Source organism: Lysobacter enzymogenes, from assembly GCF_017355525.1.
Taxonomy (GTDB): Bacteria; Pseudomonadota; Gammaproteobacteria; order Xanthomonadales; family Xanthomonadaceae; genus Lysobacter; species Lysobacter enzymogenes_C.
This window is the reverse complement of sequence record NZ_CP067395.1, coordinates 5,440,931-5,455,486: the sequence shown is the minus strand read 5'-3', so window position 1 is coordinate 5,455,486 and position 14,556 is coordinate 5,440,931. Positions and strand designations below refer to the sequence as shown.

The 14,556-nt window shown below is 69.8% G+C and carries 9 protein-coding genes; 3 read left to right on the top strand and 6 right to left on the bottom strand.

Going from position 1 to position 14,556, the window contains the following annotated elements:
* Positions 1–487: 487 nt before the first annotated feature.
* Positions 488–1,402 (bottom strand): LysR family transcriptional regulator, encoded by a 915-nt coding sequence (locus JHW38_RS23020; RefSeq protein ID WP_207523608.1) that lies wholly within the window; start codon positions 1,400–1,402, stop codon positions 488–490.
* A 103-nt stretch (positions 1,403–1,505) separates the two neighbouring features.
* Here JHW38_RS23020 and JHW38_RS23015 point away from each other — a divergent pair, with 103 nt between their 5' ends.
* Complete coding sequence (locus JHW38_RS23015) at positions 1,506–2,768, top strand: MFS transporter (RefSeq protein ID WP_207523607.1); 1,263 nt, start codon at positions 1,506–1,508, stop codon at positions 2,766–2,768.
* 272 nt (positions 2,769–3,040) lie between these two features.
* Here the strand turns inward: JHW38_RS23015 and JHW38_RS23010 are convergent, their stop codons facing one another.
* Entirely contained in the window at positions 3,041–3,955 is a 915-nt protein-coding gene (locus JHW38_RS23010; protein WP_207523606.1) for a LysR family transcriptional regulator, read from the bottom strand.
* A 125-nt stretch (positions 3,956–4,080) separates the two neighbouring features.
* On the opposite strand from JHW38_RS23010, the gene JHW38_RS23005 reads away from it, so the two are divergent.
* Positions 4,081–5,331 carry an SGNH/GDSL hydrolase family protein gene (locus tag JHW38_RS23005; RefSeq protein ID WP_207523605.1) on the top strand — a complete coding sequence of 417 codons (1,251 nt, stop codon included), beginning with the start codon at positions 4,081–4,083 and terminating at the stop codon, positions 5,329–5,331.
* Positions 5,332–5,458: 127 nt separating this feature from the next.
* Entirely contained in the window at positions 5,459–6,475 is a 1,017-nt protein-coding gene (locus JHW38_RS23000; protein WP_207523604.1) for a zinc-binding alcohol dehydrogenase family protein, read from the top strand.
* Positions 6,476–6,542: 67 nt separating this feature from the next.
* On the opposite strand, the gene fusA is transcribed toward JHW38_RS23000, so the two are convergent.
* From fusA to JHW38_RS22980, 4 genes are all read right to left on the bottom strand, one after another.
* A complete protein-coding gene (fusA, locus tag JHW38_RS22995; RefSeq protein WP_207523603.1) occupies positions 6,543–8,606 on the bottom strand; it encodes an elongation factor G in 2,064 nt (687 codons plus the stop codon).
* Between the two features lie 550 nt (positions 8,607–9,156).
* Positions 9,157–11,955, bottom strand: a complete 2,799-nt coding sequence (locus tag JHW38_RS22990) for an AAA family ATPase (RefSeq protein WP_207523602.1) — start codon at positions 11,953–11,955, stop codon at positions 9,157–9,159.
* Positions 11,948–12,955, bottom strand: coding sequence for a hypothetical protein (locus tag JHW38_RS22985; protein WP_207523601.1), 1,008 nt, complete (start codon positions 12,953–12,955; stop codon positions 11,948–11,950). Before JHW38_RS22985 ends, JHW38_RS22990 begins: the two co-directional genes overlap by 8 nt.
* Positions 12,952–14,463 carry a hypothetical protein gene (locus tag JHW38_RS22980; protein ID WP_207523600.1) on the bottom strand — a complete coding sequence of 504 codons (1,512 nt, stop codon included), beginning with the start codon at positions 14,461–14,463 and terminating at the stop codon, positions 12,952–12,954. The genes JHW38_RS22985 and JHW38_RS22980 overlap by 4 nt, the downstream gene beginning before the upstream one ends.
* Positions 14,464–14,556: the final 93 nt, after the last annotated feature.

Here is a 14,556-nt window from a genome sequence, read left to right as displayed (position 1 = left end):
ACCGCGTCGATGAAGCGGCGACGCAGGCATCGATGAGGCGATATTCGCCGCGTGTATGCGAGATGCCGGCATCTGGTGCGTTCGCGCTCGGTTGAAGGTTGCGACGTAATTGCGGATCCGCGGTCGAGGCTTGCGCCGCTCCTACAGGGGGCTGCGGGTGGCTTCGCTTGCCGACGAGCCGATGCGGTCGTTGCGCAGACCCGATAGGGCGCGCGCATGGATGCGCGCGTGCGGGACCGGGCCAGGATGGCCCTTGTCCCGCATCCCTGCGCAACTGACGAGCCCTAGTGGCTCTTGATTCGAAGAACAAGGAAAGCGCCTTTCTTTGGTTACTTTCTTTGGCAAGACAAAGAAAGTGACCCGGCCGCTTGCGGACGGAAGCTTTGGATTTTCGCTTGTCGTCACCCGCAGCTTCGACAAGAGCAAGAACAACAACGAAGCCAGCGCAGATCCCCGCTTTCGCCGGAACGACGCGACACCGCACCACTCACCCTTCCCGCTCCCACGGCGGCACCTCCCCAAACGCCTCCGCCACGAAATCCACAAACGCCCTGACCCGCAACGGCACATAACGCCGCTGCGGCATCACCGCATGGATCGCCGTATCCGGCAACCGATGCCGCGGCAACACCTGCACCAGACGCCCCGCACGCAAATCCTCGTGCACATGCCATAGCGAAAAATGCGCGATGCCCAATCCGGCCAGCGCCGCATCGCGCAGCACTTCGCCGAAATTGCTCTCCAAGCGCCCGTTGACCCGCACCACCGTCTCCGCGCCCGCGGCATCGAGCACGCGCCAATCCTCCAGCCGCCCCTGCGCGCCGACCAGCAACAAGCATTCGTGCTGAGCCAGATCGCGCGGCTGCTGCGGCGCGGCGTGCCGGCGCAGATAGTCCGGCGAACACGCCAGCACCCGGCGGTTGTCGGCCAGCTTGCGCGCGATCAGGCCCGAATCGCTGAGCGCGCCGATGCGGATCGCCAGGTCCATGCCGGAAGCGATCAGGTCCAGGTTCTCGTCGCTGAGGTTCACGCTGAGCCGCACCAGCGGATAGCGGCGCTGGAACTCCGGCAGCAGCGGCGACAGGTACATGCGGCCGAACGAGGCCGAGGTGGTCACCCGCACCAGCCCGGCCGGTTCGCTGCCGGCGCGGCGCAGGTCGTCGGTCAGGCCTTCGAGCTCCTCGATCAGGGCGCGGCCGCGGTCGGCCAGGGCCTGGCCCTCGGCGGTGGGATGCAACTGGCGCGTGGTCCGGTGCAGCAGGCGCACGCCGAGGTCGCGCTCCAGGCGCTTGAGGCGCTGGCTGGCGACCGCGACCGACAGGTCCAGGCTGCGCGCGGCCGCGCTGATCGAGCCCAGGTCCAGGACCCGCAGGAACAGGTTCAGGTCGGCGATCCGGTCCACGCGATTTTCAATTCTGGGTTGAGAGTGATTCGCCATCCTGCGGGTTTTTCGACAAGATGCAACGGCCCACGATGGCGCATCTTTCTTGCCCCGGATGCGTCCCATGCACGCCCCCTCCCCCGCCTCCACCGCCGCGCCAGCCCCGGGCGGCCGCGCGCGCCTGCCGCTGGCGCTGTACGCGCTGACCGTCGGCGCGTTCGGCATCGGCACCACCGAGTTCGTCATCATGGGCCTGCTGTTGCAGGTCGCCGCCGACCTGCAGGTCGGGCTGGCCGCGGCCGGGCTGTTGATCTCCGGCTACGCGCTGGGCGTGTTCGTCGGCGCGCCGGTGCTGACCGTCGCCACCGGGCGCATGCCGCGCAAGGCGGTGCTGGTGGCGCTGATGCTGATCTTCACCGCCGGCAACATCGTCTGCGCGATCGCGCCGAACTACACGGTGCTGATGATCGCCCGGGTCGTCACCTCGCTCGCCCACGGCACCTTCTTCGGCGTCGGCGCGGTCGTCGCCACCGGGCTGGTCGCGGAGGACCGCAAGGCGTCGGCGATCTCGATCATGTTCACCGGTCTGACCGTGGCGACCCTGCTCGGCGTGCCGGCCGGCGCGTGGCTCGGCCTGCACTTCGGCTGGCGTTCGACGTTCTGGGCGGTGGCGCTGATCGGCGTGATCGCGACCGTGGTGATCGCCACGCTGGTGCCGCGCGACCGCAGCCGGCCCGAGCCGGCGCCGCTGCGGCGCGAACTGCGCGCGGTGCTGCATCCGCAGGTGCTGCTCGGCCTGCTGATGACGGTGCTGGGCTTCGCCGGCGTGTTCACCGTCTACACCTTCATCCAGCCGATCCTGACCACCGTCAGCGGCTTCGGCGAAGCCGCGGTGTCGCCGATCCTGCTGGTGTTCGGCGGCGGCATGATCCTCGGCAACCTGATCGGCGGGCGCTTCGCGGACAAGCGTTTGGCGCCGGCGTTGATCGGCACGCTGATCGCGCTGGCGGCGGTGCTCGCCGTCATGACGTTCGCGCTGCACAACCCGATCGCCGCCGTCGCCTTCGTCGGTCTGCTCGGCGTGGCCGCGTTCGCGACGGTGCCGCCGTTGCAGTTGTGGGTGTTGCGCAAGACCGACGCGGCCGGGCAGAACCTCGCGTCCAGCCTCAACATCGGTGCGTTCAATCTCGGCAATGCGCTGGGCGCCTGGCTCGGCGGCGCGGTGATCGAGCACGGGCCGGGGTTGGGCGCGGTCACTTGGGTCGCGGCGTTGGTGACGCTGTCGGGGTTGGTGCTGGCGGTGTGGGCGGCGAAGTTGGATGCGAAGGGGCGCGGCGCGCAGGCGCCGCAGCGCGTCGGCGAGACCGTCGCGGCTTGCGCGGGTTGAGTGCGGTCGAGACCGGAACGATGGCGCTGAGGTCTTTCGATCGTCGGCTTCGCCTCGATAGCGGCGATCGCCACAACGCGCGCAACTCCCAAGATCGTCATCCCCGCGAAGGCGGGGATCCAGGGCTTTATCGCGGCATGACTCTGAAGTCTCTGGATTCCCGCTTTCGCGGGAATGACGGTAAAAGCGGAGGGGGCGGACTCGGCGTGAGCGAGAGCGAGAGCGAGAGCCGCAATTTTGCGACTCACGCCGACAACACCGCCCACCTGCGCTCAAACGTTCTCCGGCACCGCCTCGAACCCAGGCAACCCTGGCACCTCGGCGGCGAGAAAATCGACGAACGCCCGAGTGCGCGCCGGCAAATGACGCCGCGCCGGATACACCACATAAGCATCGTGCGAAGCGGCGCGCCACCGCGGCAACACCCAGCTCAAGCGGCCCGCATCGATCAAATCCTGCACCAACCACGCCGGTGCCAGCCCGATGCCCGCACCGAGCGCGAAGCTTTCACGGATCGCCAGCGAATTGTTGATCCGGTAGCGGCCGTCGGCCGCCAAGCGCACGCGGGTTCCGTCGGGACCGGTCAGCTCCAGTTCTTCGCTGGCGCCGGCGTAACGCAGGTAGTTGTGCGCGGCCACGTCGGCCGGTTCGCGCAGCGGCGGATGCGCGCGCAGGTAGTCGGGCGACGCGACCAGCCCGCGCGGCGACGCGGCCACGCGCCGCGCGACCAGAGTCGGCGGCAGGCTGGCGCCGAGGCGCAGCGCCACGTCCATGCCCTCCTCGACCAGATCGATGTAGCGGTCGTTGAGGATCAGTTCGATCTCGACCTGCGGATAGCGCGCCAAAAACATCTGCGCCAGACGATTGAGATGCAGCACGCCGAGGCTGACCGACGCGGCCACGCGCAACACGCCGGCCGGGGTCTGGCTGAGGCCGCGCGCATCGTCGACCGCTTCGCCGTACTCCTCCAGCACCCGCCGCGCGCGTTCGTAGAAGCGCCGGCCCTGTTCGGTCGGGGCCAGATGGGTGGTGCTGCGCTGGAGCAGGCGCACGCCGAGCTCGCGTTCGAGCACGGCGACCTGCTTGCTCGCGGTCGGTTGGGTGGTGCGCAGCTCGCGCGCGGCCGCCGACAGGCTGCCGAGCTCGACCGCGCGCACGAAGGTGCGCATGCCGCGAAGCGTGTCCATCGAAACCTCAGCCAATCCATTCCCGATTGGAATGAATCATATGCAATCCGCGCGGCTACTGCGGCATTTCGGAAGAGCCTAGTTTGGCCGGCGTCGACTCCCCGACGCCTCACCGGTTCCCACCCATGAACGCTTTCTCCCCGCGCAAACCCCTGGCCGCGCTCGCCGTGGCCTTGTCCCTGCTCGCCCCCGTCCACGCCGCCGAGCCGACGCGCTGGGTCGGCACCTGGGCCGCCAGCCCGCAGCCGACCTGGGACGCCGGCTTCGTCCTGCCGAACAACGCGCCCGACCGGCTCGGCGACCAGACCGTGCGCCAGGTCGCGCGCATCAGCCTCGGCGGCGAGCGCGTGCGCATCGCCCTGTCGAACGCCTACGGCCGCGCGCCGGTGACCATCGGCGCCGCGCGCATCGCCCGCAGCCTCGGCGGCGACCGCATCGATGCGGCCAGCGACCGCGCGCTGACCTTCGGCGGCAAACCTTCGGTCACCCTGCTGCCGGGCGCGCCGATGCTCAGCGATCCGGTCGAACTCAGTGCGCCGGCGCTGGCCGAACTCGCGGTCAGCCTGTACCTGCCGGACGACGCCGCGCTGCGCAGCTTCCATTGGGAAGGCGCGCAGGACGCCTACCTCGCCCGCGGCGACCGCAGCGCGCAGCCGGCGCTGGACGGCGCGGAAAAGATTTCCAGCCGGCCGTACCTGAGCGGCGTCTACGTCGAATCCGCGCGCCCGGTGCGCAGCGTGATCGCGTTCGGCGATTCGATCACCGACGGCGCCGCGTCGACGCCGAACCGCAACCGTCGCTGGCCCGATTTCCTCGCCCAGCGCCTGGCCGCGCGCGACATCGCCGTGCTCAACGCCGGCATTTCCGGCGCGCAAGTGCTCAACGACGGCATGGGCGTCAGCGCGCTGGCGCGATTCGAGCGCGACGTGCTGGCGCAGCGCCCCGACACGGTCGTGCTGCTGATGGGCATCAACGACATCGGCTGGCCCGGCAGCAGCTTCGAGCCCACGCGCGAGGCGATGAGCGCGCCGCGCCTGATCGACGGCTACCGCCAGCTGATCGCACGCGCGCGCCAGTCCGGCGTGCGCATCGTCGGCGCCACCCTGACCCCGTTCGAAGGCGCGCTGCCGGACGCGCCGGTCAAGCGTTACTTCGATCCGCAAAAGGAAAACGTCCGCCAGCAGGTCAACGCCTGGATCCGCAGCAGCGGCGAGTTCGACGCCGTCGCCGATTTCGACGCGCTGCTGCGCGACCCCGCGCACCCGGCGCGCATGCAGGCCGTCTTCGATTCCGGCGACCGCCTGCACCCTGGCGACGCCGGCTATCGCGCGATGGCCGATTCGCTCGACGACACCCTGCTGTTCGGCGCGCGCTGAACCCGGCGCCCGCGACGCGCAAGGCCACGGCGCCGGACTTCGCAACACCGCAAGCACCGATCCCGCACAATCCGGCATCGCCCCGCGATGCCGGCCAACCGCAACCCCCACGCAACCGGAGTCCGCAATGAAAGCCGTAGCCCTCACCCGTTATCTGCCCATCGACGATCCGCAATCGCTGACCGACGTCGAACTGCCCGCGCCCGTCGCCAGCGGCCACGATCTGCTGGTGCGGGTCGAGGCGATCTCGGTCAACCCGGTCGACACCAAGGTGCGTTCGCCCAAGCCGCAGGTGGAAGCGCAGCCGCGCGTGCTCGGCTACGACGCCGCCGGCACGGTCGAAGCCGTCGGCGCGGACGTCACCCGCTTCAAGGTCGGCGACAAGGTCTACTACGCCGGCGACATCAGCCGCCCGGGCAGCAACAGCGAACTGCATCTGGTCGACGAGCGCATCGTCGGCGCCGCGCCGGCCTCGCTGAGCGCGGCCGCAGCCGCGGCGCTGCCGCTGACCGCGATCACCGCCTGGGAGCTGCTGTTCCAGCGCATGCCGTTCGACAGCGAAACCGGCGGCCGCGGCAAGAAGCTGCTGGTCATCGCCGGCGCCGGCGGCGTGGGCTCGATCGCGATCCAGATCGCCAAGCGCGCCGGCTTCGAAGTGATCGCCACCGCCTCGCGGCCGGAAACCGTGGCGTGGTGCCGCAAGATGGGCGCCGACCATGTGATCGACCATCGCCAGCCGCTGACCGCGCAGCTCAAGGAACTCGGCATCGAACAGGTCGACGCGGCGCTGAACCTCGCCGACACTGCGCGCTACTGGGCCGAACTGGGCGAACTGCTGGCGCCGCAAGGCAGCGTCGGCCTGATCGTGGAGCCGACCGGCGCGCTCAACATCGGCGACCCGTACAAGCTCAAGTGCATCGGCATCCACTGGGAAATGATGTTCGCGCGACCGCGCTTCCGCACACCGGACATGATCGAGCAAGGCAAGATCCTCGACCGCGTGGCGCAGCTGATCGACAGCGGCGAGCTGCAGGGCACGCATACCGAAACGCTCGGCAAGATCGATGCGGCGACGTTGCGCGAAGCGCATCGCCGGCTCGAATCCGGCGCGACGATCGGCAAGCTGACGCTGGCCGGCTGGTAACGCCCGACTGACCGAATCGCGCGCAAAAAAGGGGCCGGCGAACCGGCCCCTTTTTCGTCTTGCTGCATTACGCGGCTTTCGGCAGCCCGCGCGCGACTTCGTAGCCGTCGAACACCATCGACGCCGACGCGCGGCCCTGGGTCAGCGAACGCAGCGTCGTCGTATAGCCCGACAGCTGCGCCAGCGGCGCGCGCGCGGTCACATCGCTGCGGCCGCCCTTGTCCTCGATCGACAGCACGCGGCCGGAACGCCGTTGCAGGTCGCCGACCACGTCGCCGACGTTGGCCGCGGGCGTGTCCACCACCAGCGTCATCACCGGTTCGAGCACGGTCGTGCCGGCTTGCGCCAGCGCGGCCTTGAGCGCATCGGCGGCGGCGCGTTGGAACGCCATCTCCGACGAGTCGACCGCGTGGGTCTCGCCGTCGGTCAGGCTGACGGTCAAACCCACCACCGGGAAGCCTTGCGGCCCTTCGGCCAGCGCCGCCCGCAGCCCCTTCTCGGTCGCGCCGACGAAGTTGCGCGGAACCACGCCGCCGACGGTGCGGTCGACGAACTCGAACTGCCCGTCTTCGCGCGGCGTCACGTCGATGACGACGCGCGCGTATTGGCCATTACCACCGGTTTGCTTCGCCAGCTTGCCTTCCACGCCGCGCACCGCGCGGCTCGGCGTTTCCTGATAGGCCACGCGCGGCGAACCGGTGCGCACATCGACGTTCCACAGCTCGCGCAGGCGGTCGACCATGACTTCCAGGTGCAGCTCGCCCATGCCCCAGACCAAGGTCTCGCCCGTATCCGCATCGGTGCCGACACGGAACGACGGATCCTGCTGGGCCAGACTAGCCAACCCCTGACCGAGACGGATCAAGTCGCCCGACTTCGCCGCAGTCAACCGCCACGACAGCACCGCCGGCTGCGCCTGGATGCTGTCGAGCGCCAGGCGCTCGCCGGCGTCGCTGAGCGTTTCGCCGCTGATCGCGTCTTTCCAGCCCACGACCGCCACGATTTCGCCTGCGTACGCCACGTCCACGTCCTGGCCGCGGTCGGCTTGCACGACCTGCAGACGGCCGACCCGCAACGCCTTCTCGCGCCGCGACGCCCACACCGTATCGCCGACCCGCAGCGTGCCCGAGTACAGGCGCACGAAGGTCTGCGCGCCGTGTTCCTGCTGCACGATCTTGAACACCAGACCGGCCAGCGGGCCTTCGGCATCGGCCGCCAGTTCGACTTCGCCGCGTTCGCTTTGCGCGCGCACGGCCGGCCGGTCCAGCGGCGACGGCAGGTAATCGACGATGGCGTCGAGCAGCGGTTCCACGCCCTTGTTCTTGAACGCGGAGCCGGCCAGCACCGGGGTGCCCGCGCCGGCCAGGGTGGCCCGGCGCAGCGCGGCCTTGAGCAGCGCGGCGTCGATGGCGCGGCCGTCGAGGAAAGCCTCGGCGAGCGCGTCGTCGTGGTCGGCGACCGCTTCGATCAGGCGCTGGCGCGCCGGCTCGAAACGAGCGGTTTCGGCTTCGCTCCACGCATGGCGCGACGCGTTGCCGGCCTCGTCCCACGACACGTTTTCGCGCGCCACATAGTCGATCCAGCCGCTGAGTTCGGACTCGCTGCCGACGGTTTCGCCGAGCCCCCACGCCACCGCGTCGAGCTTCTCGCGCATCTGCGCGAGGGTGTGCTCGAGCGAGGCGCCGACCCGGTCCATCTTGTTGACGAACGCGATCAGCGGCACGCCGTGGCGGCGCGCCTGGCGCCACACGGTTTCCGATTGCGGCTGCACGCCGTCGACGCCGCTGAACACGGCGACCGCGCCGTCGAGCACGCGCAGCGAACGTTCGACTTCGATCGCGAAGTCGATGTGGCCGGGGGTGTCGATGACGGTCAGGCGATGCTCGTCGCCGTCGTGCGGCGTCCAGCGCGCCTGCACGGCGGCCGCGCCGATGGTGATGCCGCGGCGGCGTTCGATCGGGTCGAAGTCGGTGGTGGCGGCGCCGTCGTGGACTTCGCCGGTGCGGTGGATCGCGCCGGTTTTCCACAGCAACCGTTCGGTCAGCGTGGTTTTGCCCGCGTCGACGTGGGCGATGATGCCGAGGTTGCGCCAGCGGCTGGCGGAGGCACGGCTAGTAAGCGGGGTGTTCATAAGTAGGTTCGCAATCGTGGCCAACATCGAGGGTCGCCGCGCGTCCCGGTTGGCTGCGGGATGCGCGGCTAGGCTTGGGTGTCTTCCGTGGTATTCACGACACGTTCTCCTTGGGATTGCGGGTGGTGCGATGAGAGGGAAAACCGGCGGTTTCGCGAAGCGCGGGCAATAAAAAAGCACCCGGGCGGGTGCTTGTTTCGTACGACTCGGAACGACGCGGGTCAGTTCGACCGCGAAGCCAAGATCGCAGGAGGCAGGCGCACCCGGCCCGCGCTCGCGCGCAGGGCGTTCAGCGATATCAGGAGCGGGAAGCGCTGCATGACGGGGCGGCCTGAGGAAAGGGGTGGGTGTTGCGTGTGCATATCGTAGGGGCGGCGGCGCGGGAGTCAAGCGGCGGGGCCGCGTGCGCGGTGGGATTTATCGTTCCATCGGAGCACCCCTGCAGGAGCGGCGCGAGCCGCGACCGCGACAACGCAACCAGGACGAAGGTTGCGGCGCAGTTGCGTTGTCGCGGTCGCGGCTCGCGCCGCTCCTACAGGGGGAATCGAGCTTACGCCGCCTTTTCGGCCTGCCGCTTGAGCACCGCCACCGGCTCGGCCCAGGCGTTGCCGCCGCGGCGTTTGCTGGTGGTCAGCACCAGGTCGGACGGGTCGAACACGTTGAGGTTGTGGGTAATCGGCGTGGTCAGGATGTACTGCGCGTCGGTGGCGCGCAGGAAGCGGCCGACCTTCTCGATGTTGAACACGTCCAGGTGCGCGAACGGTTCGTCGATGAACACGAAGCCGCCCGGCTGGTCTTCGTCGCGCAGCAGCGCCACCAACAGCAGCAACGACTTCATCACCTGCTGGCCGCCGGAAGCTTCGCCGTCGTCCAGCCCGATCCAGCCCTTGCGGTCGAAATCGAAGCGCACCGACAAACCGGCCTGGGCCAGCGCGACGTCGTTGTTGGCCAGCTCGGGCATGTCGGCGTCGACGCCGATGCCGGCCAGTTCGCCGAGCGCGGCGAGGTTCTTCTTGTAGCGGCGCACGGTCGCGCGCAGCACGTTGATGTAGGCGCCGCGCGCTTCCTCGGTGAGCCGCTTGGCGCGGTCCAGATGGCCTTCGCGGCGCATGATCGAGCTGGCCAGATCGTCGTGGTCGGCGCCGATCTTGTCGCGCAGCGGCACGCAGGATTCGTCGGTGACGAAGCCGCCGCGCTCCAGGCGGTCGTCGATGCGCTCCATCTCGCGGCGCACCGCCGAGGCGCTTTCGTACTCCTCGCGTGCGGCGTGCAGCGCGGCCGCGGTGCGCCAGGACTCGGGCATGATCGCGCGCTTGCGCCGGTAGTCGACGATGCGCTGGATCAAACTCTGGCGCTCGCCGTTGATCTGCGCGCTGCGCTCGCGCAGTTCGCGCGCCAGCGCGTCGATCTGGCCCTGGCGCTTGGCCGCGGCGATGCCTTCGGCCTTGTCCTGGTCGCCGGCCGCATCGATGCGCGCGCGCGCCTCGCCGAGCGCGGCGGCGGCGGCGCCGGCGGCTTCGGCCAGTTCCGGCAGGCGTTCGGCCGCGGCGGCGAATTCGCCGGCGCGGGTCACCAGTTCCTGGGTCGCGTCCAGGCCGAGCAGGCGCGACTGGTCGGCGTCGACGCGCTGGCTCAGTTCCTGCAGTTCGGCCTCGCGCGCCTGCGCGCGCTGGGCGATGGTCTCCTGCTCGACGCGCAGCTCGGCCAGCTGCGACTGGCGCGCGCCGCTGCCGAAGTGCTGCTGGGTGCCGCCGATGTGGCGGCCGCCGCGGCTTTCGCGCAGATAGCCCTTCTGGGTGATCCAGTCCTGCTGCGCCGGCAGGCGCGAGCCGTGTTCGATGTCGGCGACCCGGCGGATGCGGTCGAGCTGGCGCGGCAGCCATGCCGGCGGATCGGCCGAGAAACGCACCACTTCCAGCAGCGAACCGGCGCTGGGCTTGGGCACCGGCGCGCGCTCGGCGACGATGAAGTGGCGGTACTGCTGGCTTTCGCCGAGCTGCCACGCGGCGCGCGCGTCCTTCGGATTTTCCAGCACCAACAGATGCCGGTAAGGCGCCAGCACCGCTTCGACCGCGACCGACCACTGCGGATCGACGATCTCGACCAGTTCGGTCAGCACGTGATGGTCGATGTTGGCCTTGAGCAGGCCGCTGCGGAACTCGCGCTCGAACGGCTCGACGATGCGTCCGCCGCCGCTGAGCGCGGCCAGCTGCGCGGCCAGTTCGCCGGCGCGCTTGCGGTCGCGCTCGGCTTCCAGCTTGAGTTCGGCCTGGCGGCGGCGGCCGTTCTCGACCGCGGCGCTGAGCGAATCCACGTCGACTTCGCCGCGCTGCGCCTGCAGCTTGGCCAGCTCGTCGCGGCGCTTGACCAGCATCTCGGCGTCGCGCGCGGCGTCGCGCGCCTGGGTGAAGGCCTGCTCGCTGGCGGCGACCTGACGGCGCGCCTCGCGCATGGCTTCGACCAGGCTCTCGCGGCCGCCGGAGGCGACCGCGTCTTCGCGCTGCATCTCGTCGAGCATGCGCTCGCGCTCGCGCAGCGCGCGGCGCAGGCCGGTCAGGCGCGGCTTGGCGCCTTCGATGGCGTTGCGCTGATCGGCCAGTTCGACCTTCGGCGCGATCTCGGTTTCCAGGCGCTGGCGCTGGTTGCGCAGCGCGTTGTAGTCCTCGAACGAACGCACGTCGGCCTTGGCCGATTCCAGGCGCAGGTGCAGGCCGGCCAGGTCCTGGCCGAGCTGCTGCAATTCCTTTTCCACGTCGAACTGCTCGGTGCGCGCGCGCTGGTAGTCGTCGAGCACGGCCTTGTCTTCGAACACGTCGAAGATCAGCTGCAACAGTTCGCGCGGCGAGTACTGGCAGAGCTTGTCGGTGGCGCCCTGCTCCAGGGTCAGCACCCGGCAGATCGCCCGGGTCAGGCCGGCGCCGGCCAGACGCACGCGGTAGTCGCGCACGCCCATCCATTCGCCGCCCTGCTCCAGCGTCTCCACCGCCACGTCGCCGCCGACGATCTGGTAATCGCGGCTCCAGTCGCCGCCGCGCTTGCGGATGCGGCAGGCCAGGGTGACCTGATCGTCCTTGATCGGGAAGAACGGCCGGCCGCCGCGGCGGTCGGGGCTGTTGCTGACCACCGCGCGCAGCCAGGCGTACGGCTTGCCGTTGTGGCGCAGATAGGTCTTGTAGTCGCGCGCGGTGTCGCGGTCTTCGATCGCCAGCAGGGTGCGCAACGCGTCGAGCAAGGTGGTCTTGCCCGAACCGTTCGGCCCGACCACGGTGACGATCGACGCGTCCAGCGGCAGTTGGAAACGCTGCCAGTAATCCCAGTGCACGACTTCGAGCGAGCGGAACTCAAACATCGGCCGCGGCCTCCTCGTGCTTCATGTCTTCGGGCGGGACGGGGTCGTCCTGTGTTGCGGGGTCGTCCGCTTCGGCGGAGCCGGCGTCGACGGTTTCTTCGTCGGTCGCCGCGGCAGGTTCGGCATCGTCGTCAGCGACGGCATCGGTTTCGGCCGCGACCGCTTGCGGCAACGCTTCGTCCGCGTCCGCGTCCGCCGCCACGACGCTTTCCACCGCCTCGATCGCAGCCTGGAACGCGTCGTAATCGTCGGCCTGCAACCCCGCCGCGGCCAGCGCGGCGTCGGCCAGCTCGGCCGCGGTCGCGCGTTCGTTCTCGCTTTCGAGCAAGGCGTCGGCGGCTTCGCGCTCGGCCATCTCCTGCGCGTGCTGGCGCGCTTCGGCGACGACGAACGACAGCGCGCCGTCCATCACCCGCCCGGCGATGCGTTCGTAATCGAAGGCCAAATCCAGCATCGGCCCCTCATGGATCTTTTCCTTGCGCCGCAAGATGAACCCCTGCCGCGCCAGCGAACCCAGGTTGAACTGGATCCGCGTCTTGCCGCCGAGCTTCTCGCCGAAGTCGGCCATCAGCGTGCGTTCGTTGATCGGCTCGACCACTTCGGCGCCGACCGGCACTGGCTTGAGTTCGGCGAACATCTGCTCCTGGTCCTGATCGCGGTCGGCCTTCTGCCGGGCGATCTGGCGCTGGCGCTTGGGCAGCACCAGCAGCGCCCACAGCACCACCAGCAAGGCGATGGCGTCGCGGTCGAGCTGCAGGTTGGTCGAGGACCAGGCCTTGGCGCTGCCGAACACCGCCGATTCCTGCGGCCGGGCGATGCCGACCGCGATGTGCGCGGCGTAAGGATGTTCGAGCAAACGCATGCCGACCGACGCCAGGCGGCGGTCGAGGTCGTTGCGCAGTTCGGCGTCGGTCAGCAGTTCGCGGACGGCGGCATCGTCGCGCGACAGCCAGCGTTCGGCCAGCAGCCGCGCGATCAGGGAAGCGATGGGATCGTTCATGCGGTGGGTACGGTGTCCTTGGCCGCTTTCTTGCTGCGCCGCTTGGGCGCGGCGTCGTCGGAGGCGGTCTTCTTGTTGTCGTCGTCTTGTGGCTTGGCGGCGCGCTTGCGTTTGGCCGGCGCGGCGTCGGCGTCGACGGCTTCGCCGTCCGCCGTCGTTTCCGCAGCGGCCTTGCGCTTGCGCGGCTGGCGCGCTTGCAGCAGTTCTTCTTCGCTCAACGTGTCCAGGCGACCGCGGCTCATGTAGGCCACGCCGGAATGGCCGATGGTTTCGAACTGCGTCTCCACCCGCCACGCCAGCGGCAGCCGCGCCATCGAGGCGCTGACGCCTTCGCGGTTCTCCGCGCCGGGATCGCCGATCAGGCCGAGCAGCGACAGGCGATACGCGCTGAGCGAGAAATTGTCGTGCGGCACCACCGTCGACAGCGGCGCCGACGGCAGCGACGCATCGTCGGCCGGCGCGCCGCCGGCCAGCGCGGTCAGCTGGTCGAGCCAGTTCTCCGCATAAGCGAAATCGGTCGCCGCCGCGGGCGAGCCTTCCGCGCTCGGCGCGGCTTGCGCCGGCGGCAGCGACTGGTCTTCGCGCGCTTCGCGCTCGCGTTCGACCAGTTCGTACTCGGCCACGTCCAGCGCGATCGGCGCGAGCATGAACGCCGGAATCGCGGTGCGCGTCAGCAGGTCGTCGGCGATGCCGGCGAGCTTGTCGATGTCGAGCTCGCGCAGGAAGCGGTTGACGTCGGACGAGGACAAACCGCTCGCGCCCAGGTGCACGCGATGGCGGTCGAGCTGGCTCAGCGCGCGCTGGAACACCGAGGCCTGGCGCAGCATCGCGCTCTGGGCGCGGCCGATCTGCTGGGCGACGCGGTGGGTGTGGCTGTCGAGTTCCAGATCGGCGGAGATGTCCTCGACGATCTGGGTGCCTTTCTCGATCCAGCGCCACGCATGTTGCAAGGTGCCGGCGGCGCGCTGGATGCGGTGCTCGGAACCCGACAGCACCGCCTGGTCGAAGTCTTCGCGCAGTTCGTTCAAGCGCGACAGCAGATGCTGCAGGTCGTCCGAACGCACCCGTCCGACGGCCTGGCCGGCGGCGATCTGCGCGGTCACGTAGGCCAGTTCGTCGCCTTCGCGGTTGAACTGCAGCAGCAGGCCGATCGCCGCCAGCGCCTGACGGCCGGCCGGGCTGATGCGGTAGCGCTGGGTCTGGCCGTCCCACAACAACAGGTCGTTGTCGCGCAGGCGGCCGATCACGGTGTCGAACTTGACCGGGTCGAGGTAGGCGAAGTGTTCGCGCAGTTCCTGCGGGCTCCAGTCCGGCGCTTCGCCGCGCTCGCCGATGGCGCGCAGCACCAGCAGCCGCACCATCACCGACTCCTCGCCGCCGTGGAACAGGGTGGAGAAGGCGCGCAGCAGATCGCGCGCGCCCAGCAGGGGCTGCAGGTCGGGTAGGTCGGCGGCGACGATGTCGGCGCGCAGGTAGTCCTGGAGGCTGGTTTCGGCGGCTGCGTCCATGTAAGGCGGACTACGGAGGGTCGGGCATGTTCGGCGATGCGGCGGGGCGTGACAACCGTTGCGGCCGGCGCGCCGGCGTGCCTGTCTTCGCGC

Coding starts and splice junctions, on each gene's coding strand:
- JHW38_RS23015 (WP_207523607.1), top strand. CDS start 1,506: ATGCACGCCCCCTCCCCCGCCTCCACCGCCGCGCCAGCCCCGGGCGGC.
- JHW38_RS23010 (WP_207523606.1), bottom strand. CDS start 3,955: ATGGACACGCTTCGCGGCATGCGCACCTTCGTGCGCGCGGTCGAGCTC.
- JHW38_RS23005 (WP_207523605.1), top strand. CDS start 4,081: ATGAACGCTTTCTCCCCGCGCAAACCCCTGGCCGCGCTCGCCGTGGCC.
- JHW38_RS23000 (WP_207523604.1), top strand. CDS start 5,459: ATGAAAGCCGTAGCCCTCACCCGTTATCTGCCCATCGACGATCCGCAA.
- fusA (WP_207523603.1), bottom strand. CDS start 8,606: ATGAACACCCCGCTTACTAGCCGTGCCTCCGCCAGCCGCTGGCGCAAC.
- JHW38_RS22990 (WP_207523602.1), bottom strand. CDS start 11,955: ATGTTTGAGTTCCGCTCGCTCGAAGTCGTGCACTGGGATTACTGGCAG.
- JHW38_RS22985 (WP_207523601.1), bottom strand. CDS start 12,955: ATGAACGATCCCATCGCTTCCCTGATCGCGCGGCTGCTGGCCGAACGC.
- JHW38_RS22980 (WP_207523600.1), bottom strand. CDS start 14,463: ATGGACGCAGCCGCCGAAACCAGCCTCCAGGACTACCTGCGCGCCGAC.